The organism is Jiella sp. M17.18 (genome assembly GCF_041027365.1).
Classification (GTDB): domain Bacteria; phylum Pseudomonadota; class Alphaproteobacteria; order Rhizobiales; family Rhizobiaceae; genus VKMB-3413.
In genome coordinates, this window is the sequence record NZ_JBFTEH010000001.1 from 619,333 (window position 1) to 642,626 (window position 23,294).

Genomic DNA, 23,294 nt, shown 5'->3' on the forward strand with positions numbered 1-23,294 from the left:
TCTCGATGAGCATCGAAAGCGAAGTCCGTGAGGCGATCGTTTCGGAACTCGAGCGCCAGGCCCAGAACCGTCCGGAGGACCTGAAGGTCGCGAGCCGGGGCGAGACGAGGCTCGAGATCCAGGGCGTCGTCGAACTGGAGGATCTGGTGATGTCGATCATGGGATCCGTCGCCGGCGGCCCCTGACAGTTTCTGTCCCAAAGAAAACCATGCGGATCGGCGCGAGCTCGCGCCGATCCGTTTTCTCGTTCCGGCGGCCGTCCCTCAGCCGGCCTGCAGCTCCGGCTGCTCCGCACCTTCCGTTGCCGCTTGCTGCCTCGGCAGGAGCTTGCCGAGCAGGCGCCCCAGGAAGCGCTCGATGTCGTCGATGACGGTGTAGACCACCGGCACGTAGACCAGGCTGAGCAGCGTCGACGAGACCAGCCCGCCGATGACCGCGATCGCCATCGGTGCGCGCGACTCGGCGTCCGCGCCGATGCCGAGGGCGATCGGCGCCATGCCGGCGCCCATGGCGATCGAGGTCATCACGATCGGCCGGGCGCGCTTCCGCGCGGCGTCGAGCAGCGCCGTCATGCGATCGGTGCCCTCGCGCCGCGCCACGATGGCGTATTCGACCAGGAGGATCGAGTTCTTCGCCGCGATCCCCATCAGCAGGAGGACGCCGATCAGCACCGAGATCGCCACCGATGAGCCGGTCAGCCACAGGAAGCCGAAGGCGCCGCCGATCGACAGGGGCAGGGCGGTCAGGATGGTGATCGGCTGCAGGAACGAGTTGAAGAGCAGCGCCAGCGTCGCGAACATCAGCAGGATGCCTGTCGCGATCGCCATCTCGAAGCCCGAGAACATCTCGTTCATCCGCTTGGTGTCGCCCTGCGCCTTCTCGGCGATCCCCTTGGGCAGGGAGCGCATGACCGGCAGCGCGTGCACGCTCTTCTGCGCCTGACCGAGCGTCAGTCCGGACAGCTCGGCCGAGACGGTGGCCGTGCGCTCGCCGTCATAGTGGTCGATCGTCGTCGGGCCGGCACCGAAGTCGAAGCCGGCGATCGCGCCGAGCGGCACGGTGCCCTTGCTCCCGGAGATCTTCAGCGCCTTGATGCGGTCGAGATCGCCGCGCGCCTCGTCGGTCAGCGTCGGGATGACGAAGATCTGCCGGTCGCCGAGATTGTACCTGGCGAGCGCGTCCTCGTTGGCCCCGAGCGTGGAGACGTTCAGGAGCTGGGCGATCTGGCTGGAGGTGATGCCGAGGCTCGCCATCCGCGCCTTGTCCGGATGCACGACGAGCTCGGGCTTGGCGGCGGCGGCGTCCGAGACCGGGTTGAGCAGCCCCGGCACCGTGCGCATCTCCGCCGCCAGCCTGTTCGCCGTGTCGGCGAGCAGCGCGCTGTCGGTGCCCGCGAGCGTCACGGAGATCTTCGATCCGGACTGGTTGTCGGCGCCGAACTGGATGCGGGCGCCGGGGATGTCGTCGAACGCCCCGGCAAGGCGCTTCTCGAACTGCTGCTGGCTGACGTCCCGCTCGCTGCGCGGCACGAGGTTCGCCGTCACCGTCGCCGAGGTGACGCTGGCGGTCGTCGTGTGCTGCGGCCCGCCGCCGCCGGTCGTCGCATCGCCGATCGAGGCGAAGACGCTTTGCACCTCCGGCTGCTTTTCCAGGATGGCGCTGACCTTCTTCACCACCGCGTCGGTCTCGTCCAGCGTCGAGCCCGGCACCAGTTCCACCGAGGCGAGCGCCCGGCCGCGATCGGTGGACGGCATGAACTCCGTCGGAAGCCTCGTCGCCACGGTGACCGAGCCGGCGAAGAAGGCGATGCCGAGAAGCACCGTCAGCCAGCGGAAGCGCAGCGCCTGGCGCAGGATCGCGAGATAGGCCGGCACCCAGGCCGGCGTGTCCTCTCGGTGGCCCTTGGCCCCGGCCTTGACGAAATAGGCGCCCATCAGCGGCGTCAGCATGCGCGCGACGACGAGCGAGAACAGCACCGAGACGCAGACGACGATGGCGAAGCTGACGAACAGCTTGCCGGGAATGCCCGGCATGAAGCCGACCGGCAGGAACACCGAGACGATCGTCGCCGTCGTCGCGACCACCGCGAGGCCGATCTCGTCGGCCGCCTCGATCGCCGCCTCATAGGCGGTCTTGCCGCTCTGACGCATGTGGCGGACGATGTTCTCGATCTCGACGATGGCGTCGTCGACGAGAATGCCGACCACCAGCGACAGCGCCAGCAGCGTGATGTTGTTCAGCGACAGGTCGAGCCAGGCCATCACCGCGAAGGTCGGGATCAGCGACAGCGGCAGGGCCGTCGCCGAGACCAGCGTCGCGCGGATGTCGCGCAGGAACAGGAAGACGACGCCGACGGCGAGCAGGGCGCCGAGCCACAGCGCCTCGAAGGCCGCGTCGTAGCTCGCCTGGACGAAGTCCGACGACGAGGTGACCTCGGTGAAGCTCACCGCAGGGTTCTTCGCATCCATCGCCGCGACGGCAGCCCGCGCCGCCTTGGTCACGCCGATCTGCGAAGAGCCCTTGGCGCTGTAGACGGAGAAGGCGACGACCTCCTTGCCGTCGAGCCGCGCGCGGTTGCGCGGCTCCTCCCAGCCGTCGACGATCTGGCCGAGATCGGCGAGCCGCACGCTCTTGCCGCCGGAAACCGGGATGGGGGTGTTCTGGAGCCCCTCGATCGAGGTGACGTTGCCGAGCGTGCGCACCGACTGCTCGGTGCCGCCGACGACCGTGCGCCCGCCCGCCTGGTTGACGTTCTCGGCCGCGAGCGCCGTCGAGACGTCGCCGACGGTGACGCCGAGCGCGTCGAGCCGCGTCGGATCGAGCTTGACGAGGATGGCGCGATTGACGCCGCCGGAGCGCGTGACCTTGGAGACGCCGTCGACGGCGAGCAGCGCCTTCGACACGTCGTTGTCGACATACCAGGAGAGCTGGTCCGGCGACATCGCCGGCGCGCGCACGACATAGGTCAGGATGGCGTTGTCGCCGGCGTTGACGCGGGTGACGATCGGCGTGTTCGCCGCGTCCGGCAGCTGGCTGGCGATGCCGTCGACGGCGTTCTGGACGTCGTCCGTCGCCTGCATCAGGTCCGTGCCGAGCGAGAACTCGATCGCCGTCACCGAGGATCCCTCGGAGACCGTGGACGTGACGTCCTCGACGCCGGAGATCGTCGCCACGGCATTCTCGACGATGTCGGTGACCTGGGTCTCGAGCTCGGTCGGGGAGGCGCCTGTCTGCGTCACCGTGACCTTCACCATCGGAAAGTCGATGTCCGGCATGTTGTTGACGCGCAGCTGCTGGAAGCCCCAGGCGCCGGAGACGGCGAGCGCCAGGAACAGGACGATGGTCGGCAGCGGATGGCGGATGCACCAGGCGGAGATGTTCTTCACTGACCGGTCCCTTCGGCCGACGCCTCCTCGGTGACGACGCGCACCCGGTTGCCGTCGTCGAGGAAGCCGGCGCCGCTCGCGACGACCCGGTCGCCGGCGGCAAGGTTACCGGCGACCGCGACCCGACCGCCGGCCCGCTGGCCGGTGGTGACGGGCGTCAGCGCCACGGTGTCGTCGCCGGCGAGCTTGAAGACGGCGGTCTTGCCGTCCTTCCAGGTCAGCGCCGATTGCGCGACCGTCAGCGCGTCGGTGCCGCCGGTCTGGATTGCGGCGCTGACGAACATGCCGGCCTTGAAGCGGCTGTCGCTGCCGAGCGCGATGACGACCGTGCCGAGATGGCTGGTGGCGTCAACCGTCTGGTCGACCGAGGTGACGGCGGCCGTCACCGCCGTCTTGTCCGGGCCGGTCACCGTCGCCGGGGCGCCCGGCCGGATGGCGGAGAGATACTGCTCCGGCACGTCGACGCGCGCTTCCAGCGCGCCGTCCTCCTGGATGCGGACGATCTCGGTCGACTGCTGCACGATGCCGCCGGGAACGGCGGGCCGGGCCGAGACGACCCCGGCGAAGGGCGCCTTGATCTCGGTCCGCGCCAGCTGCACCTCCAGCGTCCGCCGCACCGCCTCGGCCTGCGCCAGCGCGGCCTGTGAGGTCGCGACCGTCGTCTCGCGGTCCTGCGCGGTTTCCGCCGAGACGGCGCCGGTCTTCACCAGCTTCTGGCCGCGCGCGTTCGACGCCTCGGCCGAGGCGAGTGTCGCCTTCGCACTGGCGATCGCCGCGTCCTGCTCGGCGATCTCAGCCTTCAGGAGCGAATCGTCGAGCCGCGCGACGACCTCGCCCGCCTCGACGTGGTCGCCCTGGCGTACCAGCACGTCCGTCAGCAGCAGGCCGCTTGCCTCCGCCCCGAGCGCGACTTCGCGATGAGCGGCGACCGTGCCGGTGGCGAGCACGCTGCCGGCGACGGGGCCGCTCTTCACCGTGTCGGTGGTGACCGTCAGGCTGGCGGGCTTGGCGGCGGGCGCGGATGCGCCGGCCGGCGCCGGCGCCGCGGCCTTGTCCGCCGCCGCGCCCGGATCGATCGCCCAGAGCGCCACGAGCGGCAGGGCGAGCAGCGGCAGATAGCGGAGGCGCGTCGGAATTTTCGTCATCGGCACGAAGTCACTGGGAGGATTTCGGTTCAAAGCGAAGGTAAGACGCCCCGCGGGGCCGTTCCATGCGCAGGCGATTGCGATCTGCTACGAAGTGTTACCGCGCCGGGGCCGGCGCGCTCGGAGGCTCAGGTCGCTCGCCTCTGTTTCGAATCGCTGCGCGTTCGGACCGCGGATCGATCCGCTCGCGCCGAAGACCATGCGGAAGCCCGTGCCGCCGCGATCCTGCTGCAACCGCCGTCCTGGCTTGCCGCAGGCTGGAGCCGGCGATCCCCCGCCGGCCCCGCCGCCGAGCTTCTCGCGATGAGGTGTTGACGCGCCGAGGGAAATCGGAGACATAGCGCCCGACGCTGCCGTAGCTCAGTGGTAGAGCACTCCCTTGGTAAGGGAGAGGTCGACAGTTCAATCCTGTCCGGCAGCACCATTCCAAGCCATTGTTATTGTTGAGATCCGTGCGCACGATGGTTGTGCTGCGGTGCGGACATGTCGTGCATCCGACGAATCGAACTGCGCGCTGTGGCTCCGGACCCGCAGGATGATCGGCGCCGTGCCCGCCGCTGCGCCGCCTCAGCGGGAGATCAGCCGACCGGCGCCTGCTCGTCGCCGTGCCTTCACCCCTCCATCGGCAGCGGCGTCATCGACGTGTCCCCGCTGCCGTAGCGCTCCTCGATGGCGACGGAGATCAGGTAGAGGTCGGGCGGCGACATGCGGCTGAGGCCGAAGCCTTCGAACTGCGTCTCCTTGATGTCGGCCCGGGTGAGCAGCACGACGCCGCGATGGCGCTTGTCCCGGCAGATCTTCAGGAAGAGGTCGTCGACGCTCTTGGCGGGGCCTTCGATGATCTGGGTGACGATGCGGCCGTCGAAGGCGATCGCGCCGGAGATCTGGTGCCGGGCGTTCCACGCCCGCGCCTTCTCAACGATATCGGCGAATTCGTCGGGGCTCATGCCCTCCGCGGTGCTGCTGTAGGAGATGTGCCGCATCTGCCCTCCGACGCGGGAGACCGCATTGCGCCGCGAATGCGCCGACCCCCAATTCCCCGAATGCGCCGATCCCCGTCCCCACGTCGATTGCGCGGCCAATAGGTTAGGGCATTGATCCGGCGTGTCCAGAACCGGGTCGGAAGCCGGCTAACGGATGTCCAGCGGGCTTGACGCTGGCGGGGCGGGGCAGGGCGGTCGTCCCGTCAGCGTGCCATCCCGGCGGTCTCCTCCGAACCGGCTGCGGGAGGCGCGCAGGAGCGCAGGTGGATCGGCGCGCCCCGGCTCTTGCCGAGCGTCAGGCAGGCGCCGGCGGAGCCGCCGTCCCGCGTCAGCGGGCAGAGCGTCCAGCCGCCGACGGTCGCGCCGGAGGCGGCGAGGATCAGATCCGGGATGACCGGCAGATGCGGCGTGTAGACATAGGCGCCGTCCTTCAGCACCGCGTCCGGCGGCGGCTCCATGCCGGCGCCGGAGCCCTCGACGCTGCCCTGCGTGACCTTCAGGCCGGCCGGCGTCGCCACCCAGTGCTCGGCCCAGCGTGTCTTCTCCACCGAATGCGTCCAGGAGAGCGTGAAGGCGGCGGCGGCGAGGGTCAGCGTCTTGCCGCCGGTGAGGATGCAGATCATTCGGCCGGCGTCGCGCTCTTGGTTTCGACTGGCGCGCGCGAAGCCGGCGCGGGCGGCGCGTTCTTCACCCGCCACCAGTGCAGCGCGATGACGACCGCCGACAGGACGAAGCCCACCTCGTCGGTCGCCGGCAGCGCCGCGACGAGGGTGAAGGCGGCGGCCGCCGCCAGCAGGCGCTCCCACCATTTCAGCGGCGCCGCGAGATAGCCGATCGCCGCCGCGCCCCACAGGCCGATCGCGAGGCAGACCTTGACGATGATGTAGGCGACGGCGGGGAAATAGCCGATCTCGGTGGCGAGCGGGCCGCCGTCCTGCAGCATCAGCGCCGGCGTGTAGACCGCCATGAACGGCACGACGAAGCCGGCGAGCGCCACCTTCACCGCCTCGAAGGCGATCTTCAGCCCCGGCGCCCGCGCGATCGGCGCCGCGGCGAAGCAGGCGAGCGCCACCGGCGGCGTCAGGTCGGCGAGGATGCCGAAGTAGAAGACGAACATGTGCGAGACGATCAGCGGCACGCCGAGGCCGAGCAGGGCGGGACCCGCGATCGACGAGGTGATGATGTAGTTGGGGATGGTCGGGATGCCCATGCCGAGGACGATGCAGGTGATCATCGTCAGCACCAGCGACAGGAACAGCGAGGTCGCGCCGATGGAGACGATCATCTGGCCGAAGGTCGTGGCGACGCCGGTCAGCGTCATCGTGCCGACGATGATGCCGACGATGGCGCAGGCGATGCCGACGGGCAGGGCGGTCCTCGCGCCCTCGGCGAGCGCGTCGCGGGTGACGACCAGCGTCTCGCGGCCGCCGCGAAAGACGGCGCAGGCGGCGATCAGCACCGTGAGCGCCGCGACGACGGGGAAGATCCCGAATCGGAAGAACGCCGCGGCGGCAAGGCCGAGGACGATCCAGAAGACGAAGCGCAGCGCCAGCTGCGGCATGCGCGACGCCAGCGGGGCGCCGAGGATCAGCAAGGCCGTCAGCGCGAGGCCGATCGTGCCGGCATAGAGCGGGGTGTAGCCGGCGAACAGCAGCCAGACGAGGACGGCGAGCGGCAGGAGCAGGTACCAGCCCTGGCGCAGCGCCTTGCGCGGCGAGGGAAGTTCGGAGCGTGCCAGGCCGAGGAGGTTCCGCTTGCCGGCTTCCAGATGCACCATCCAGAACACCGAGCCGAAATAGAGGATCGCCGGAATGATCGCCGCCTGGACGATGGCGGCATAGGGCACGTTCAGCGTCTCGGCCATGATGAAGGCGACGGCGCCCATCACCGGCGGCATGATCTGGCCGCCCATCGAGGCGGTCGCCTCGACGCCGCCGGCAAATTCGGCGCGATAGCCGAAGCGCTTCATCAGCGGGATAGTGAACTGGCCGGTGGTGACGACGTTGGCGACGCCGGAGCCCGAGATCGTGCCCATCAGGCCCGACGAGATCACCGCGACCTTGGCCGCGCCGCCCTTGGCATGGCCGACGAGGCCGAGCGCGATGTCGGTGAACAGCTTGATCATGCCGGCGCGCTCCAGGAACGAGCCGAACAGGATGAACAGGAAGATGTAGGTCGAGGAGACGTAGACCGGGATGCCGTAGATGCCCTCGGTGCCGAAGGCCATGTGGTCGATCACCTGCGAGAAGGCGTAGCCGCGGGTCTGGAACATGCCCGGCGCATACTGCCCGAACAGGCAGTAGGCGAGGAACAGGCCGGCGATGATCGGCAGCGCCGGGCCCATGATTCGCCAGGTGGCGACGAAGAGGATGACGAGCGCGACAACGCCGACCACCGTGTCCTGCATCAGCGGCATGCCGGATCGGAAGATCAGCGCCTTGTATTCGAACCACTGATAGAAGGCGACGCCCATGCCGGCGATGCCGAGGACCCAGAAGAGGGCGCGCACGGCCACGCTCTCGCGCTTGATCGCGGCGACCAGCGGCAGGCCGAGCAGGCAGAGGAAGCCGACATGGACCGCCCGCACGATCTGGCTCGGCAGATCCCAGAGGCCGGCCGACGTCGCCAGCTGGAAGAGCGAGAAGACGAAGGCGATCGCAAACAGCAGCCGGCCCTCGGTGCCGAGGGGAAAGCCGCTGCCCAAGGGATCGTGCAGGTCCTCCTGCACGTCCTGATCCGGCCCGGGGTCGCTGGCGCCTGCGCCTTCGTTCATCCGCCAGCTCCTCCCAAAGCCTGCAAACCGACCGACGGGCAACCCCGCCAATGTTGGCAGGACCTTAGCGCCGCCGCGGCGGGCGCGCAAATGGCTGTCCGGATCAAGCGGCGTCCGCTTCCCGGGCGGGATGCCGGGCTGCACGAGCGGTGTGCGTGGCTGCGCCCGGCGTGCTCTACTGGCGGCTGGACGGAATCGGGAACGGGAAGATTGTCCGATGCTTCAATGGCGGCAGATGCGTCGGCAGGATCTCGCGGCGGTCGTGACGCTCGCCGACTGGGTTCATGCGAAGCTGCCGGAAGACCTGCGCGTCTTCGCCGAGCGGCTCGACCTGTTTCCCCCGGGCTGCCTCGTTCTCGATGCCGGCGACCACATCGCGGGATATGCCGTCGCGCACCCCTGGCGTATGACCGGGCCGCCGAAGCTCGACACGCTGATCGGCCGGCTGCCGGAGCCGGCGGACTGCCTCTATATCCACGACGTCGCTCTGGATCCCGCGGTGCGGGGGCAGGGCGCTGCGACCGGGGCGGTCGAGCGGCTGCTGGCGCTCGCGCAAGACTATCCCGCCGCGGCGCTCGTCTCGGTCTACGGCACCACCGGCTACTGGGCGCGCTTCGGCTTTACCGACGCCAGCGGCCGTATTCCGGCCGAGGCGCTGCAGCCCTACGGGGGCGACGCGTGCTGGATGGTCCGGATGACGCCGGATTAGGCAGTGCCGGCTTTCTGCCGGGGATCGCCGCATCGGGCTAGGAATCGGCCGCTGAATGCATTTACAGTCGGGCGAGGCGGCGCCGGCGTCGTCGGATGGACTTCGACCAGTGACAATGAGGGGTAGCTGATCATGGTGCGTGTTCTTCCCTGGGTCTGTGCGGGCCTGGCGCTGTTCGCGGCGACGGAAGCCTTCGCCGAAGACCAGGTGGTCAACGTCTACAACTGGTCGGACTATATCGACCAGTCGATCCTGACCGACTTCACCAAGGAGACGGGGATCAAGGTCGTCTACGACGTCTATGATTCCAACGAGATGCTGGAGACTAAGCTGCTCGCCGGCGGCACCGGCTACGACGTCGTCGTCCCCTCCGCCGAGTATCTCGCGCGGCAGATCAAGGCCGGCGTATTCCAGAAGCTGGACAAGTCCAAGCTGCCGAACCTGAAGAACATGTGGGACGTGATCCAGAAACGCGTCGCCAAGTACGATCCGGGCAACCAGTATTCCGTCAACTACATGTGGGGCACGACCGGCATCGGCTACAACGTCAAGAAGGTCGAGAACGCCCTGCCGAACGCCCCGGTGAACTCCTGGGCGCTGGTGTTCGATCCCGCCAACGCCAAGAAGCTCGCGAGCTGCGGCATCGACTTCCTCGACGCTCCGGCCGAGATCATCCCGGCCGCGCTGAACTATCTCGGCCTCGATCCCGACAGCCGCGACCCCGCCGACATCAAGAAGGCCGAGGACATGCTCCTCAAGGTCCGGCCCTATGTCCGCAAGTTCCACTCCTCCGAATACATCAACGCGCTCGCCAACGGCGATATCTGCGTGGCGATCGGCTATTCCGGCGACGTCTTCCAGGCGCGCGACCGGGCCAAGGAGGCCAAGCAGGGGGTCGAGATCAAGTATTCGATCCCGAAGGAAGGCGCGATGATGTGGTTCGACCAGCTGGCGATGCCGAAGGACGCGCCGCATCCCGACGCCGCGCTGAAATTCATCAACTACCTGATGAACCCGAAGGTCATCGCCAAGTCGACGAACTACGTCGTCTACGCCAACGGCAACAAGGCCTCGCAGCAATATGTCGACCCGGCGATCCTCGACGATCCCGAGGTCTATCCGAATGCCGCGACGCTGGACAAGCTCTACACCAAGGCGCCCTACGACGCGCGCTCGACGCGGCTCGTGACGCGGGCCTTCACCACGGTGAAGACCGGCCAGTAGCGGCTGGCCGGCAGCATCGGGGAAGAGCGATCCGGTCCGCTGCGACCGACTCGCCGCCTCGGGGGTCCTCGGGTTCGCACGGGCGGTTCGGCATGGCGCTGGCGACGAAATCCTACGGCAATATCCGGCGCACCTTCGAGCCCTGGAACGACCCGGCGCAGAAGCCGCTGGTGGAGTTCGACGGGATCACCAAGGTCTTCGGCAACTTCACGGCGGTCGACGATCTGTCGCTGCCGATCTTCACGCGCGAGTTCTTCGCCCTGCTCGGGCCGTCGGGCTGCGGCAAGTCGACCCTGCTGCGCATGCTCGCGGGCTTCGAGGAGCCGACGCATGGCGATCTGCGGCTCGACGGGGTGAGCCTCATCGGCGTGCCGCCGCATCGCCGGCCCGTCAACATGATGTTCCAGTCCTACGCGCTGTTCCCGCACATGAGCGTCGAGGGAAACATCGCCTTCGGACTTCGGCAGGACCGCATGTCGCGCTCGGAGATCGCCGACCGGGTCGCCGAGATGCTGAAGCTCGTCAAGCTGGAAGCCTTCGCCAAGCGCAAGCCGCAGCAGCTGTCCGGCGGCCAGCAGCAGCGCGTGGCGCTCGCCCGCTCGCTCGCCAAGCGCCCGAAGGTGCTGCTCCTCGACGAGCCGCTGGGCGCGCTCGACAAGAAGCTGCGCGAGGAGACGCAGTTCGAGCTGATGGACCTGCAGCAGGAGCTGGGCCTCACCTTCCTGATCGTCACGCACGACCAGGAGGAGGCGATGGTCATGGCCGACCGCATCGCGGTGATGCGCGAGGGCCGGATCGTCCAGGTCGCCACACCGAACGTCATTTATGAAGCGCCGGAGACGCGTTACGTCGCCGACTTCATCGGCAATGTGAACATCCTCGAGGGCCAGGTCGAGAGCGAGCGGAACGGCGTCCTGCGGATCGCCGCAGCCGGAACCGTCGTCGAAGCCGAGGCCGGCGCGGCCGTTTCGCCGGGCGAGACCGCCTGGTTCGCGATCCGGCCGGAAAAGATGACGATCAGCCGCCGGCCGCCGGCGCGCTCGGACGTCAACGCGCTGAAGGGCGAGGTCTGGGACATCGCCTATCTCGGCGACGTCACCCTGTTCAACGTCCGGCTGCCGTCCGGCGACATCCTCCGGGCGACGACGATCAACGCCTCGCGCGGTATCGAGGAGCCGATCGGCTGGGACGAGGAGGTGTGGCTGTCCTTCGCGGCCGATGCGGGCGTGGTGCTGACCAAATGAGCGAGAGGGTCGAGCCGGCGAGCAGGCGGCGATCGGTGTCCGGCGGCCTATACCGGCGGCTGGTGATCGGCGTGCCCTATCTCTGGCTGCTCCTGTTCTTCTTCGTGCCCTTCCTGATCGTCCTGAAGATCTCGCTCTCGGAGACGGCGATCGCGCTGCCGCCCTACACGCCGGCCTTCACCTTCGACAGCCTGTCCGGCTTCGTCGGCCATGTGCGCGAGCTCGGCATCGGCAGCTATGTCTGGCTCACCGGAGACCCGCTCTACCTCAACTCCTACCTGTCGAGCCTGTTCATCGCCGCCGTGTCGACCGCGCTGACGCTCGCGATCGGCTATCCCTTCGCCTACGGCATGGCGAAGGCGCCGCGGGCCGTCCGGCCGATCCTCCTGATGCTGACGATCCTGCCGTTCTGGACGAGCTTCCTGATCCGCGTCTACGCCTGGATCGGCATCCTGAAGAACGAGGGCCTGCTCAACCAGTTTCTGCTCTGGCTCGGCGTCATCTCGCAGCCTCTGGTGATCCTCAACACCGACACCGCCGTCTATATCGGCATCGTCTATTCCTACCTGCCCTTCATGGTGCTGCCGATCTATGCGAGCCTGGAGCGGATGGACGGCACGCTGCTGGAGGCCGCGCAGGATCTCGGTTGCCCGCCGGTGAAGGCGTTCTGGACGATCACCTTCCCGCTGTCGCTGCCGGGCGTGCTGGCCGGCGCCTTCCTGGTGTTCATCCCGGCGGTCGGCGAGTTCGTCATCCCGGACCTCCTCGGCGGCTCGCAGACGCTGATGATCGGCAAGACGCTCTGGAACGAGTTCTTCAACAATCGCGACTGGCCGGTCGCCTCCGCCGTCGCGATCGTGCTCCTGCTCGTCCTGGTCCTGCCGATCGTCCTCTTTCAGCGCGCGCAGGCGAGGCACGCGCTGTGAGGAACGGCTGGAGCCCCTTCAACATCGTCTCGGTGACGGTCGGCTTCGCCTTCCTGTACCTGCCGATCGTCCTTCTGGTGATCTACTCGTTCAACGCCTCGCGGCTGGTGACCGTCTGGGGTGGCTTCTCCGTCAAGTGGTACGGGGAGCTCATCCACGACCAGGCGATCCTCGACGCCGCCTGGGTGACGCTGCGGGTCGGGCTCATCTCGGCGAGTGCCGCCACCGTCCTCGGCACGCTCGCCGCGACGGCGCTGGTGCGCTTCGCCAACTTCCGCGGGCGGCTGCTCTTTTCCGGCATGGTCTATGCGCCACTGGTCATGCCGGACGTGATCATGGGCCTGTCGCTGCTGCTCCTGTTCGTGGCGGTGGATTTCGACCGCGGCTTCTGGACCGTCGTGCTTGCCCACATCACCTTCTCGATGTGCTTCGTCGGGGTGGTGGTGCAGTCGCGGCTGATCAGCTTCGACCGGTCGCTGGAGGAGGCTGCCCAGGATCTCGGCTGCCCGCCCTGGAAGACCTTCTTCCAGATCACGCTGCCGGTGATCTGGCCGGCGGTGGCGGCCGGCTGGATGCTCGCCTTCACCCTGTCGCTCGACGATCTCGTCATCGCGAGCTTCACCTCGGGGCCGGGGGCCACCACCCTGCCGATGAAGATCTACAGCCAGGTGCGGCTCGGCGTGACGCCGGAGATCAACGCGGTCTGCACCATCCTGATCGCCATCGTCTCCTGCGGCGTCACCGTCGCGGCGATCTTCACCAGGCGCCGTGAGGTGCAGAGGGCGCGCGACGAACGGCTGGCGGCCGGCGGCGGCTCTCCGGCGCAAGCGCGCTGACCGCGCGAGCGGCCGCGTCCTCCCGCACTGGCGGAGCCGGCCGCTGCATCCGCTGCGTAAGCGGGGAGGACGGGCGGCTACTTCCCGCTCATGCAGGTGCAGTTCGCCTTGTGTGCCGCGGAGATGGCGTTCAGCGTGTCGTCGATGGCGTTTAGCACCGACCCCTCGGCGTCGCTCGGCCGATGCTCGAGATAATCCAGCGCCTCAATGTCGGAGAAGGCGGCGACCAGCGCCCGGCGCACGACGACGTCCTTGATCGGCGTATCGGTGCCGATCACCAGCGGCTTCAGTGCGGCGAGCCTCGCGAGGACGGGCCGTGGCTCATCGCCCGCAGCCGGGCTGCCGCCGACGGGGCGCGATCCGGCCGGCGTCAGGAGGGCGTTACCGGCTGCTGCGACGCCCGGCGCTTCCTGCCGAAGGAACCCGCCCTTGCGCGCCGCATCCACCAGCGCATCGAGTGCAGCAATGCGATCGGTATCGGTGTCGAGCGCGATCGGCTTCGGCGGCGTCGCCGGCGGCAGGCCGGGCTTGGCGGCCGCGGACCCGCTTCCGGAATCAGGAGAAACGACGGCCGGACCGATGCCGGCGGACGGGCGCAGACCGTCCGGCGCCTGCGGCTGCGGTCGCGCCGGGGCTTGCTGCGGGATAGGGACCGGCCGCATCGCGTCCAGCGCCGCGCGGATCGACGCCTCCGCCGCGCCGCGCTGCGCGGCGAGGAGGTCCGCGGTGCGTTGGGGATTGCCGCCGACGCGAGTCAGATAGGCGCGCAGTGTGGCGACGTAGTTGGACACGCCGCCGCAGAGAAAGGGCGTCTCGTCCTGAGCGAGGTAGTCGCCGACTTCGCCGGTCACCCGCTTGACGATCCAGCGATCGTCGCCGGAGCTCGACCAGCCGGGACGCCCCCTGGCATGGGCGATCTGGTTGGCCTCCTGAAGGGCCAGCCGCTCCGCCGTGCTGCGCGAACGGAAGGGCGGAACGAACAGCAGCGCGCCGGGCAGGCGGTCGTCCGCTTGGCGCGCCTCGGGGCGGGCTCGGCCGATCTCCTGATAGGGGCCGTTGCGGATGTCCCTGAGCGCGGCATGGAAGCGGCCGGCGCAGGAACTGCTGCCGCCGGCGGCCCCCCCATCGTTCGCGGCTTGCGCATACGCCGGGGTGCCGAGCGCAGCAAGCGCAGCGAGTGCGGCGAAGGCGAGAGGCAGACGGGCTCGTGCGAAGGATCGGGACGGCATGATGCGATTTCCGTTGAGGTTCCGGGGCTGGCCGCGACCGCCGAAGAAAAGGCGCCCGGACGGGACGGATCATTCCGTCGGATTCGGCATATCCGTCGTCACGTTGGGATTCGGCCACTGGCCGTCCATCGTGAACTTCACCGGTTTCGATGCGGTGAATTCGCCTGTCGTCGAGGCTGTCTGCGGGCTGGCGTCATAGACCCCGTGCAGCGAGACGGTGTTGGTTTCGGCGAGATAGTCGCCGGAGGCGGACAGGGTGCCGCTCGGGCTCTCCACCGCAACGTCGGCGATATGCAGGCGGGAGCCCGAGAGGGCGAAGCTCGCCGTCAGCGTGTCGAACGGCAGGCTGTCGCTGCCCGTGCCGGCGGCCAGCGGGCGGGCGCCGGGCCGGGCGAAGACCTGCGGGGCAAAGCCGCTGATCGCGCCGTTGCGCGCCTTCACCTTGGCATCGACCTGCACGTTGCGGATGATCGACGCCCAGTCGGTCGCAGGCGCGTCGATCTTTGCGGTGATGCTCGATTGGCCGGAGATCCCCACCCCGTCGATCGCCAGAGCCGAGAACAGCCGCGGCGTATCGATCCGGCTGAAGGACGCGCTGCCGGTCACGACATTGCCGGGGCGCGTACCGTCGATCATCAGCGTCGCCTGACCGCGGCCGCCGAAGACGGACGCGTCGCCGACGTCGATCTTGGTGATCCCGTCGCCGAGCGTGACGACAGCCGCGACGTCGTGCAGCGGGACCCGGCCGAGAGTGGCTTCGTTGGCCGAGACGCGCAGGTCCAAGTCGACCGACTTGGCGAAGCCGACGTCGATCGGCCGTTCCATGTCGAACGGATCGTTGGGCAACGGGGCGATCGAGCGGCCGAGCGGCGTCAGGTCCAGCTGGGCGAAGGCGAGCGTGCCGCCGATCTGCGGCCGGGACGGCTCGAACGTCGCCTCCAGCGCGCCGCGGCCGGTGCTGCCGGCGATCGTCAGGGCGGCGTTGCTGAGGCTGGCCTCGTTGCCGCGCAGGAGAAGGTCGCCGTCGATGGCGACCGGGCCGAGATCCGGCACGTCGTTGTCCGGATTGCCGATCCACTCGATGCTGCGCGTGAAGGACGGGCTCGACAGATGGAGGTGTCCGGACACGCCGGTGTTGCGGACCAGCGTGGCGGTCCCCGAAAAGCGCGCCGTGAGCGGCGGCGACTGGATGTCGAGGTCGACGCTGCTGTCCTTGCCGGCGAGCAGCGCGGCCGGCGCGCCGATCTTGAAGTCGATGTCGGTCGGCTGGCCGTTCCAGATCAGAGATCCCGCCACGTCCACGGCCGCGGTCTGCGAGGAATGGGTGATCGTCAGATTGGCGTTGCTGAATCCCGACGGGCCGCCGGTCCGGGCGCTGGCGGGACGGTAGACGCCGTCGCGGATCTCCAGGACTCCGAGTCCCTCGATCCGGTCGATGAAGGTGCGGAGCATCTTGCGGGCGTGCGCAATGCCCTGTTGTCCCGCCCCGTTCCAGGAGATCGCGGCGAGCGGGTTGTCGGGACGCAGCGCCGGCCTCACCAGCACCAGCCGCGAGGGCTTCGCCCGACCGAGAAGCGCGGAGAGGGGATCGAGGTCGGCGACGATCTGGTCGATGTCGAAGCCGTTGCCGCGGCCGATCTGGACACGGCCGATGGTGAGGCGGGTGCGCGGCAGGAGCGAAAAGCGCACCGGCCCGTCGACCGAGACGTTCTCGCCGGTCAGGGCCTCCAACCGGGCGACGACGCTCGATCTCGCGGCATCCTCGTCGAGCGCCACGCGAGCGAACAGCGCGACGACGGCGGCGATGACGATTACGGCGCCCAAGCCGAGGACGAGAAGCCGCGGCCGGCGGACCAGCGGCGCCAGCCGCCGCATGCGCCCTGAAAGCTGTTCACGCCATGTGAGGTAAGCTTCGCTCGCCACCAAATCCCCTCGCCGAATCGGCATCCTTTTATCGCTTCCGACGCCCGGAAGCCATGCCGAAGGGGTGCCGCGCGCTCGGCACGCGCGGATTTACGCACCGTTGCCAATGCCGAACCTCTATGGCACCACCGTGGCGGCCGGCAGGAGGAGAGTTGAGTATGGGCGGAAAGCTGCTCTGGACACCCGACGCGGCGCGCGTCGCGCATCATCCGATGACGGCATTCGCCCAGCGGGTGGCGGCCGCGACCGGGCAGGACTTTCCCGACTACGACGCCCTGCATCGCTGGTCCGTGACGGATCGCGCCGGCTTCTGGTCGGCCATGTGGAATTTCGCCGGCATTGTCGGAGAGAAGTGCGATACGGCTCTTTCCGAGGGCGGGTCGATGCGCACCGACCGGTTCTTTCCCGATGCCAGCCTGAACTTCGCCGAGAACCTGCTGGCGCGCCCGGGCTCCGGCGACGCGATCGTTTTCCGCGGCGAAGACAAGGTCGAGCGGCGGCTGTCCTGGGACGAGCTCCGCGTCCTGGTGTCCCGCCTGCAGCAGGCCTTCCGCGCCGAGGGCGTGACCGCCGGGGACCGGGTCGCCGCGATGATGCCGAACATGCCGGAGACGGTCGCGGCGATGCTCGCCTGCGCCTCGATCGGCGCGGTCTGGTCGTCCTGCTCGCCCGATTTCGGCGAGCGCGGCGTTCTCGACCGCTTCGGCCAGATCGAGCCGAAGCTGCTGATCGCCTGCGACGGCTACTACTATGCCGGCAAGACCATCCCGGTCGTCGAGAAACTCGTCCCGATCTCGCAAAAGCTGAACGCCCGTCGCACGATCGTCGTGCCCTATCTCGGCAAGGCCGACGAGGTTGCCGGGCAACTGGCGAACGGCGTGACGCTGGACGCCTTCCTGGCGCCCCACGAGGCGGCCGAGCCGAGTTTCGAGCGGCTGCCCTTCTCGCACCCGCTCTACATCCTGTTCTCCTCGGGGACGACCGGCGCGCCGAAATGCATCGTGCATTCGGCCGGCGGCACGCTGATCCAGCATCTCAAGGAGCATCAGCTGCATTGCGGGATCGGGCCCGGCGACCGCGTCTTCTACTTCACCACCTGCGGCTGGATGATGTGGAACTGGTTGGTCTCGGCGCTCGGCTCGGGGGCGACGCTGCTGCTCTTCGACGGCTCCCCCTTCCATCCGACGCCGGAGACGCTCTTCGACTACATGCAGGCCGAGAAGGCGACCTTCTTCGGCACCAGCGCGAAGTTCATCGACTCCGTGCGCAAGGCGGGGCTCAAGCCTGTCGAGACACACGATCTGTCGTCGGTCGCAGTGATCGCCTCCACCGGCTCGCCGCTGTCGCCGGAGAGCTTCGACTACGTCTATGAGGCGGTGAAGCCGGACGTGCATCTCGCTTCGGTCTCCGGCGGCACCGACATCGTCTCCTGCTTCGTCCTCGGCGTGCCCTGGCGGCCCGTCTACGAAGGCGAGATCCAGGGACCCGGCCTCGGCATGGCCGTGGACGTGTGGGACGGGCAGGGGCGGCCGGTGCGCGGCGAGAAGGGCGATCTCGTCTGCACGAAGGCGTTTCCCTCGATGCCGATCGCGTTCTTCAACGACCCGACGGGCGAGCGATACGAAAGCGCCTATTTCGCCGAGTTCCCCGGCGTCTGGGCGCATGGCGACTTCGCCGAATGGACGGAGCACGGCGGCATCATCATCCACGGCCGCTCCGACGCGACGCTGAACCCGCAAGGCGTGCGGATCGGCACGGCCGAGATCTACAACATCGTCGAGCAGTTCCCCGAGGTCGCCGAGGCGATCTGCATCGGCCAGAGCTGGGAGAACGACGTGCGGGTCGTGCTCTTCGTCCGCCTCGCCGAGCGTGCCGGGCTGACCGACGACCTCGTCACCCGCATCAAGACTGCGATCCGCACCGGAGCCTCGCCGCGCCACGTGCCGGCGAAGATCCTCGCCGTCACCGACATTCCCCGCACGAAGTCCGGCAAGATCACCGAACTCGCCGTGCGCGAAGTGGTCGAGGGCCGGCCGGTGAAGAACAAGGAAGCGCTGGCGAACCCCGAGGCGCTGTCGCAGTTCGAGGGCCGGAAAGAGCTGGCCGACTGAAGCGGCGGACGAGAGCCGCGCTCAAGGCTCTCGTCGTTTCGCCGGGGTTTCAGTCGGCGAGGATCCGCGCCGGCGGGAACACGATCTCGATCAGCGTGCCTTCCCCCGGCGTCGAGGAAAGGGCGAAGCTGGCGCGGTTGGCTTCCACCATGGCCTTGGTCAGCGGCAGCGCGAAGCGGCCGCTCTCGCCGGAGCGCCGCGCCGTCTGGTGCGCCTCGTGGAAGGGGCGCATCACCGCCTCGATCTCATCCTCGCGCAGGCCCACGCCGGAATCGCGAAACCGCAGCGTCACGCCTTCCTCCGGCGCATAGCGCGCCGACACGATCAGCTGGCCGCCCGCCGGCGTCGAGCGGATGGCGTTGCCGACGAGGTTGATCGCCACCTGGCGCAGCGATGCGCGGTCCGCCACCACCGGCGGCACGGAGGAGGGCAGGTGGGTGCGCAGGATGACGCGCTGGCGGTTGGCCTGCGGCGCCGTCACCGCCGCCACCTCGGCGATCAGCTCGGTCAGCGAGACCGCTTCGAAGGCGAGCTCCAGCCGGCCGGTCTCGATCTTCGAGATGTCGAGGAGCTCGTTGACGAGGTCGAGGACCTGGTGGCCCGAGCGCTTGATGTCCTCGAGATATTCGAGATAGCGCGGATTCTCGATCGGCCCGAGGCTCTCGGCCGCCATGACATCGGCGAAGCCGACGATGGCGTTCAACGGCGTGCGCAATTCGTGCGAGACGCTGGCGAGGAAGGCGCTCTTGTGCAGGCTCGCCGCCTCGGCCTCCTGCCGCGCCCGCGTCAGGTCCTCCTCCGCCCGCTTCCAGGGCGTGATGTCGCGGATGACGGCGCAGTAGCCGCGTCCGTCCGGCAGCCGCTCGAGGCGGACTGCGAGCGGCACGAAACCGCCCTCGGCGACGCGCCCGATGACCTCGCGGCCGGCGCCCCGCCGCTCGTCCGCCCGGCCGCCGTCGGTCTCCTCGGCGGCACCGCCGGCGCGAAGCAGGTCGAAATCCGCCCGCACGGCCTTCTGGCTCTCATGCGCGAAGAACGCCGCGAAGGGGCGCCCGGCCGCGTCGTCCTCGGCGATGCCGAACAGCCGGTGCGCCGCGCCGTTCATCGCCCGGATGCCGCCGTTGTCGTCGAGCAGCAGGACGCCGTCCGCCGCCATGTCGAGCACTGCCGCCAGCTCCGCCGCCGTCGGATCCGCGGCGTCGTCCGCTGCGGCGGGTGCCGGCGCAGCAGCCGGCGTTTCCGAAAGCACATGCCCGAGGGCCGCGGCGCAGAGCCGCGGCGAGGCGAAGAAGGACATGACCAGCGACGAACGGCCGGCGATTGTTGCCCGCTGCAGATGCGCGCGCACGGCCAGCCTGTCGCCATTGGCGCGCAGCAGGGTCACCATGCCGGCCGAATCGCCCGTTGCACCCGGGTCGCAGAACAGCGCGCCGAGACCGCCGGCGGCGCGGATCGCTTCGCTCGTCGGATAGCCGGTGAGGTCGAGGAACTCGCGGTTGGCATAGGCAATCTCGTCCCGGCTTTGCACCAGGATCGGGATCGGCAGGAATCCGTAGATCCGCTCCAGCTCGCCCGGGCCGTCCGGCTGCTGCGCCGCGCCGCCGGCTCCGGCAGCGTCGTCCGCCCCTTCGCCGGAGCCGTCCTGCGACTGCGAGGGCGCGGCGGCGTCGTTCGTCGCCGGAACCGGAGCCGCATCTGCCGCGCCCGCAACCATCTCTGCTTCGGCGGACGGCTCCCGTCCCGGCTGCTGGGCCGGCGCCGGAAGTCCCGGCCGGTTCTCCTGCGCGGCCGCTCCATCGGCAGAGTCCGACTCGTCCGAATCGCCCGGCTCCGCCGTGTCGACATCGCTCTCCGCGTCGCGGCCGCGGCTTTCCTCGATCGCGGCGATGCGCTCCGACGCCGCCCGGATCGCCTCGCCGAGGTCGCGCGGACCCGGTCTGTCCGCCAGACGCTGACCGATGGCGCGGAATGCGTCCTCCTCGGCCTGGCTGAGCGTGCCTTCCTTCGACCGGCGGCGCTCTTCCAAGCGGATGATGTTGCGCGCCTCCTCGTCGGATGGACCCTCTTCCTCGGGGGCGGGCGCGTCCGGCCGGTCGGCCGGGTCGCGGCGCCCGAACTGCACCTCCGGAAGGTTTGCCGGGACGCGCCGCAGGAACGGCTGTGCGGCCCCATCGGGAGAGGCGGCGAAGCCGGCTGCTTCCGCCGCGCCTTCGCCGAGGGCTGCGCCGGCTCCGGCCTGCAGGCGATCCAGCCGCCGGCCCCGCGCCGCGGGATCGACCACGGCATCGCCGAGCCGCACGATGCCGAAGCCGCGAAAGCCGTCGAAGCTGCGGTCGCGGGCGTAGACGGGCAGGGCGGCGAGGTCGACCGGCGCGGTCATCGCTGAGTTTTCCACCGGCCAGAAGACGGTGCGGCCGGACCAGGTGTCACGGCGCTCGAGCAGGCGCTGGACGCTGCCTTCCGGGTCAAGTCCGTAAGCCTGCGCAACCTCCGCGAAGCTGCGGTCGAGAACGGCCGCCGAGGTCGGGCCGACCGCGAGTGCGAATTCGGGAGACAGAGAGCGGAACCGCCCCGCGCTGTCGATCCGCCAGACGAAGCGCGCCGGCTGGACGTCGAAGCGCGGGATGAAAGCGCCATCGCCCGGCCCGGCCTCGGGATCGGTACCGTCCGGCTGATCAGACGCATCGGACTCAGCCGGGGGGAAGTCCGCCGCCGTCACCGCCCGCACCGCATCATCGTCCGCTTCCCATTCCGGCAAGGTATCCGGCAGGACGATCGTGCCGACCAATTGCGGCGAAGCGTTCCCATCCGCCTCGTCGGCGCTTGCCACCGGGTCGCTGCCCGGCCCGCCGGCAGTCACCTCGCCGCCGGTTCCCGCGGGCGCGCCGGCGGTTTTTTCCGCCACGGGATCGCCCGCGGCGGCATGAAAGGCACTCGGCGGTGCCTCGGCAGAAGGCGCGTCGGTCTCCGCTTCCGACGCTGCCGGTCCGCCGGCCGCTGTATCATCCTCCGGCGGCGGGGCGCTCCAGTTGGAATGCACGCGGCGGCCCGGCGCGTCCGCAGCCGGCTGAGGGTCGTCATCAGTCGGCAGAGTCGCGCCGGTGCTTCCGGCGACGGCTTCGTCCGCCGCTGCATTCTGTGGCGCGCGCGGTGCTTCGGCGTCCGCCACGGCCCGAAGCGCGATCCGATCGTCGGCGATGCGGGAGAGCGCGAAGCGGCGTCCCTCCGCATCGGTCACGATGTCGAAGGCTGCCTGCGAGGCGGCGAAGGCGCGCACAGGCTCGGCGTCCGCAGGCGTGACGGCGGGATCGTCGGTCCCGCCGACGATGCGACCGTCGAGATCGAGAAGAGCCTCGGCAGCGCTTTCCCGGGCGAGCCGGACATCGCGCTCCGCGCCGGTCTCCACTGCGCCGGTCCCGGCGATCCCGTATACCGCCAGCAAGGCGCAGTCGCCGAATTCCGGCAGCGAAATGCGGGTGATCTCTCCGCTCAGCGGCCGGCCGAGGCCGGTGCCGAGCGGCCGGATGGTGGTCGCCGCCCGCCCGTTGCGCGCGAAGATTCCGGCTGCGGCCCGGATCTGCCGCAGGATCGCCGGCGACGCGTCCGCCCCGGCGCCGCTTCCGTCCGGCTGCGACAGGCCGAGCAGCCGCGCGCCGGCGGAGTTCGCCCACAACAGCAAGGACAGGTCCGGCGAGAACGCGGCCAGCGCCGTTCCGGGGACGTCGGCCGCCCTGACGCTCGGATGGCTCATGATCGCCATCGCGCTCGCTATCGTCGATGTCGCCATCGGCCACGCCTTCACTTTTGCCGCCTTGCCGCCCGCATCCGCTCCAGGCTCTCCAGTCTTGATTCCCGCCGCCGCCTTAAGAATGGATTCATAATAGCGCGGGCCGACCGAATAAAGCGCGGTCCGGCCGATCCCGTGGCTCGTCGCCCGGAACGGTTAACGACCAGCGACCGCGACACGTCACGCAGCGGCAATGTTGCACTGCACAATGGACGATGATAAGGAAAGAGGCAGCCAATGTCCTAAAATCGGGCTCTGGCGCCAGATAATGGGAAAGAGGAGACAGTCTTATGTCCGATACGAGAGATCCTTTCGCCATGCCGAACGCGCAGTCGATGATGGGCATGGATCCGAACCAGATGACCGAGACCTTCCGCGCCATGACGCAGAAGTCGATGGAGCAGTCGAAGGAAGCCTATGGCCGCATGAAGTCGGCGGCCGACGAGGCGACGCGCGCGCTCGAGTCGACCATGGAGAACGCCCATCAGGGTTCGCTGCAGCTCTCCAAGAAGGCGATCGAGGCGATGCGGACCAATGCCGAGCTCGGCTTCCAGCATCTCGACAAGATGATGTCGGCCAAGTCCTTCGCCGAGGTCATCGAGATGCAGACGGCCTATGTGCGCAAGCAGGTCGAGATGGCGACGGACCAGGCCAAGGAAATGCAGACGCTGACCCAGTCGGTCGCGCAGGACATGCTGAAGCCGGGCCGCGAAGCGTTCCAGAAGGCGACCAACAAGGCCGTCTGATCCGGCACCTCGGGAAGGGGACCCGCCCGAAGCGGGTCGTCGCCGAGGCATCCTGCCCGGTCCACGCCGCGTGGCACGTCCGGTTTTCCGGCCGTGCCCGATCGGGCTTGCGTCTCTCGGCGAATTCTCCTATCTCGTCAGCCACTCGCGGGCACCGCCCGCCCGTGCGGTTGTAGCTCAGCTGGTTAGAGCGTCGGATTGTGGCTCCGAAGGTCGGTGGTTCGAACCCACCCAACCGTACCATTTTCTTCCCGCCAAGCATGATCCGAGCC

At 69.1% G+C, this 23,294-nt stretch carries 16 protein-coding genes and 2 tRNA genes; 10 read left to right on the plus strand and 8 right to left on the minus strand.

Annotated elements, in window-relative coordinates; translation table 11 throughout:
• The first annotated feature begins 5 nt into the window (after positions 1–5).
• Complete coding sequence (locus AB5S17_RS02915; protein WP_369235928.1) at positions 6–185, plus strand: hypothetical protein; 180 nt, start codon at positions 6–8, stop codon at positions 183–185.
• A 78-nt stretch (positions 186–263) separates the two neighbouring features.
• Here the strand turns inward: AB5S17_RS02915 and AB5S17_RS02920 are convergent, their stop codons facing one another.
• On the minus strand, positions 264–3,386 hold the full coding sequence (locus AB5S17_RS02920) for an efflux RND transporter permease subunit (RefSeq protein ID WP_369235930.1): 3,123 nt from the start codon (positions 3,384–3,386) through the stop codon (positions 264–266).
• Positions 3,383–4,531 carry an efflux RND transporter periplasmic adaptor subunit gene (locus tag AB5S17_RS02925; protein WP_369235932.1) on the minus strand — a complete coding sequence of 383 codons (1,149 nt, stop codon included), beginning with the start codon at positions 4,529–4,531 and terminating at the stop codon, positions 3,383–3,385. The genes AB5S17_RS02920 and AB5S17_RS02925 overlap by 4 nt, the downstream gene beginning before the upstream one ends.
• Positions 4,532–4,880: 349 nt before the next feature.
• Between AB5S17_RS02925 and AB5S17_RS02930 the strand changes: the two genes are divergently transcribed.
• Positions 4,881–4,955, plus strand: a tRNA-Thr gene (locus AB5S17_RS02930).
• A gap of 187 nt (positions 4,956–5,142) precedes the next feature.
• Here AB5S17_RS02930 and AB5S17_RS02935 read toward each other — a convergent pair.
• The 3 genes from AB5S17_RS02935 to AB5S17_RS02945 all read right to left on the minus strand — a co-directional run bounded on the left by AB5S17_RS02935 (position 5,143) and on the right by AB5S17_RS02945 (position 8,287).
• Complete coding sequence (locus AB5S17_RS02935; RefSeq protein ID WP_369235934.1) at positions 5,143–5,514, minus strand: BLUF domain-containing protein; 372 nt, start codon at positions 5,512–5,514, stop codon at positions 5,143–5,145.
• A 203-nt stretch (positions 5,515–5,717) separates the two neighbouring features.
• Positions 5,718–6,137, minus strand: a complete 420-nt coding sequence (locus AB5S17_RS02940) for a DUF1850 domain-containing protein (protein ID WP_369235936.1) — start codon at positions 6,135–6,137, stop codon at positions 5,718–5,720.
• Positions 6,134–8,287: a TRAP transporter permease gene (locus tag AB5S17_RS02945; protein WP_369235938.1), complete on the minus strand. Its 2,154-nt coding sequence runs from the start codon at positions 8,285–8,287 to the stop codon at positions 6,134–6,136. The genes AB5S17_RS02940 and AB5S17_RS02945 overlap by 4 nt, the downstream gene beginning before the upstream one ends.
• A 217-nt stretch (positions 8,288–8,504) precedes the next feature.
• Here AB5S17_RS02945 and AB5S17_RS02950 point away from each other — a divergent pair, with 217 nt between their 5' ends.
• From AB5S17_RS02950 to AB5S17_RS02970, 5 genes are all read left to right on the plus strand, one after another.
• Positions 8,505–8,996: a GNAT family N-acetyltransferase gene (locus tag AB5S17_RS02950; protein WP_369235940.1), complete on the plus strand. Its 492-nt coding sequence runs from the start codon at positions 8,505–8,507 to the stop codon at positions 8,994–8,996.
• Positions 8,997–9,128: 132 nt separating this feature from the next.
• Positions 9,129–10,220, plus strand: a complete 1,092-nt coding sequence (locus AB5S17_RS02955) for a polyamine ABC transporter substrate-binding protein (protein ID WP_369235942.1) — start codon at positions 9,129–9,131, stop codon at positions 10,218–10,220.
• A gap of 92 nt (positions 10,221–10,312) precedes the next feature.
• Positions 10,313–11,464, plus strand: coding sequence for an ABC transporter ATP-binding protein (locus tag AB5S17_RS02960; RefSeq protein WP_369235944.1), 1,152 nt, complete (start codon positions 10,313–10,315; stop codon positions 11,462–11,464).
• Entirely contained in the window at positions 11,461–12,390 is a 930-nt protein-coding gene (locus tag AB5S17_RS02965; protein WP_369235946.1) for an ABC transporter permease subunit, read from the plus strand. Before AB5S17_RS02960 ends, AB5S17_RS02965 begins: the two co-directional genes overlap by 4 nt.
• Positions 12,387–13,226 (plus strand): ABC transporter permease, encoded by an 840-nt coding sequence (locus AB5S17_RS02970; RefSeq protein WP_369235948.1) that lies wholly within the window; start codon positions 12,387–12,389, stop codon positions 13,224–13,226. The genes AB5S17_RS02965 and AB5S17_RS02970 overlap by 4 nt, the downstream gene beginning before the upstream one ends.
• Positions 13,227–13,303: 77 nt before the next feature.
• Here AB5S17_RS02970 and AB5S17_RS02975 read toward each other — a convergent pair whose 3' ends face one another.
• Together AB5S17_RS02975 and AB5S17_RS02980 are read right to left on the minus strand one after the other, a co-directional pair.
• Positions 13,304–14,455, minus strand: a complete 1,152-nt coding sequence (locus AB5S17_RS02975; protein ID WP_369235950.1) for a hypothetical protein — start codon at positions 14,453–14,455, stop codon at positions 13,304–13,306.
• Between the two features lie 69 nt (positions 14,456–14,524).
• On the minus strand, positions 14,525–16,378 hold the full coding sequence (locus AB5S17_RS02980) for an AsmA-like C-terminal region-containing protein (RefSeq protein ID WP_369235952.1): 1,854 nt from the start codon (positions 16,376–16,378) through the stop codon (positions 14,525–14,527).
• A 158-nt stretch (positions 16,379–16,536) separates the two neighbouring features.
• On the opposite strand from AB5S17_RS02980, the gene AB5S17_RS02985 reads away from it, so the two are divergent.
• The gene (locus AB5S17_RS02985; protein ID WP_369235954.1) at positions 16,537–18,489 is read left to right on the plus strand and encodes an acetoacetate--CoA ligase; all 1,953 of its coding nucleotides are present in this window, start codon (positions 16,537–16,539) and stop codon (positions 18,487–18,489) included.
• 49 nt (positions 18,490–18,538) lie between these two features.
• On the opposite strand, the gene AB5S17_RS02990 is transcribed toward AB5S17_RS02985, so the two are convergent.
• A complete protein-coding gene (locus AB5S17_RS02990; protein ID WP_369235956.1) occupies positions 18,539–22,276 on the minus strand; it encodes a histidine kinase dimerization/phospho-acceptor domain-containing protein in 3,738 nt (1,245 codons plus the stop codon).
• Positions 22,277–22,566: 290 nt separating this feature from the next.
• On the opposite strand from AB5S17_RS02990, the gene AB5S17_RS02995 reads away from it, so the two are divergent.
• Positions 22,567–23,022 carry a phasin gene (locus AB5S17_RS02995; protein ID WP_369235958.1) on the plus strand — a complete coding sequence of 152 codons (456 nt, stop codon included), beginning with the start codon at positions 22,567–22,569 and terminating at the stop codon, positions 23,020–23,022.
• Between the two features lie 166 nt (positions 23,023–23,188).
• Positions 23,189–23,265: transfer RNA gene (locus AB5S17_RS03000), tRNA-His, on the plus strand.
• The last annotated feature ends 29 nt before the right edge of the window (positions 23,266–23,294 follow it).

Bases quoted from the DNA above. Each gene is read 5' to 3' on its own strand.
- AB5S17_RS02915 (WP_369235928.1), top strand. From the start codon at position 6: ATGAGCATCGAAAGCGAAGTCCGTGAGGCGATCGTTTCGGAACTCGAG.
- AB5S17_RS02925 (WP_369235932.1), bottom strand. From the start codon at position 4,531: ATGACGAAAATTCCGACGCGCCTCCGCTATCTGCCGCTGCTCGCCCTG.
- AB5S17_RS02935 (WP_369235934.1), bottom strand. From the start codon at position 5,514: ATGCGGCACATCTCCTACAGCAGCACCGCGGAGGGCATGAGCCCCGAC.
- AB5S17_RS02940 (WP_369235936.1), bottom strand. From the start codon at position 6,137: ATGATCTGCATCCTCACCGGCGGCAAGACGCTGACCCTCGCCGCCGCC.
- AB5S17_RS02945 (WP_369235938.1), bottom strand. From the start codon at position 8,287: ATGAACGAAGGCGCAGGCGCCAGCGACCCCGGGCCGGATCAGGACGTG.
- AB5S17_RS02950 (WP_369235940.1), top strand. From the start codon at position 8,505: ATGCTTCAATGGCGGCAGATGCGTCGGCAGGATCTCGCGGCGGTCGTG.
- AB5S17_RS02955 (WP_369235942.1), top strand. From the start codon at position 9,129: ATGGTGCGTGTTCTTCCCTGGGTCTGTGCGGGCCTGGCGCTGTTCGCG.
- AB5S17_RS02960 (WP_369235944.1), top strand. From the start codon at position 10,313: ATGGCGCTGGCGACGAAATCCTACGGCAATATCCGGCGCACCTTCGAG.
- AB5S17_RS02965 (WP_369235946.1), top strand. From the start codon at position 11,461: ATGAGCGAGAGGGTCGAGCCGGCGAGCAGGCGGCGATCGGTGTCCGGC.
- AB5S17_RS02975 (WP_369235950.1), bottom strand. From the start codon at position 14,455: ATGCCGTCCCGATCCTTCGCACGAGCCCGTCTGCCTCTCGCCTTCGCC.
- AB5S17_RS02985 (WP_369235954.1), top strand. From the start codon at position 16,537: ATGGGCGGAAAGCTGCTCTGGACACCCGACGCGGCGCGCGTCGCGCAT.
- AB5S17_RS02990 (WP_369235956.1), bottom strand. From the start codon at position 22,276: ATGGCGACATCGACGATAGCGAGCGCGATGGCGATCATGAGCCATCCG.
- AB5S17_RS02995 (WP_369235958.1), top strand. From the start codon at position 22,567: ATGTCCGATACGAGAGATCCTTTCGCCATGCCGAACGCGCAGTCGATG.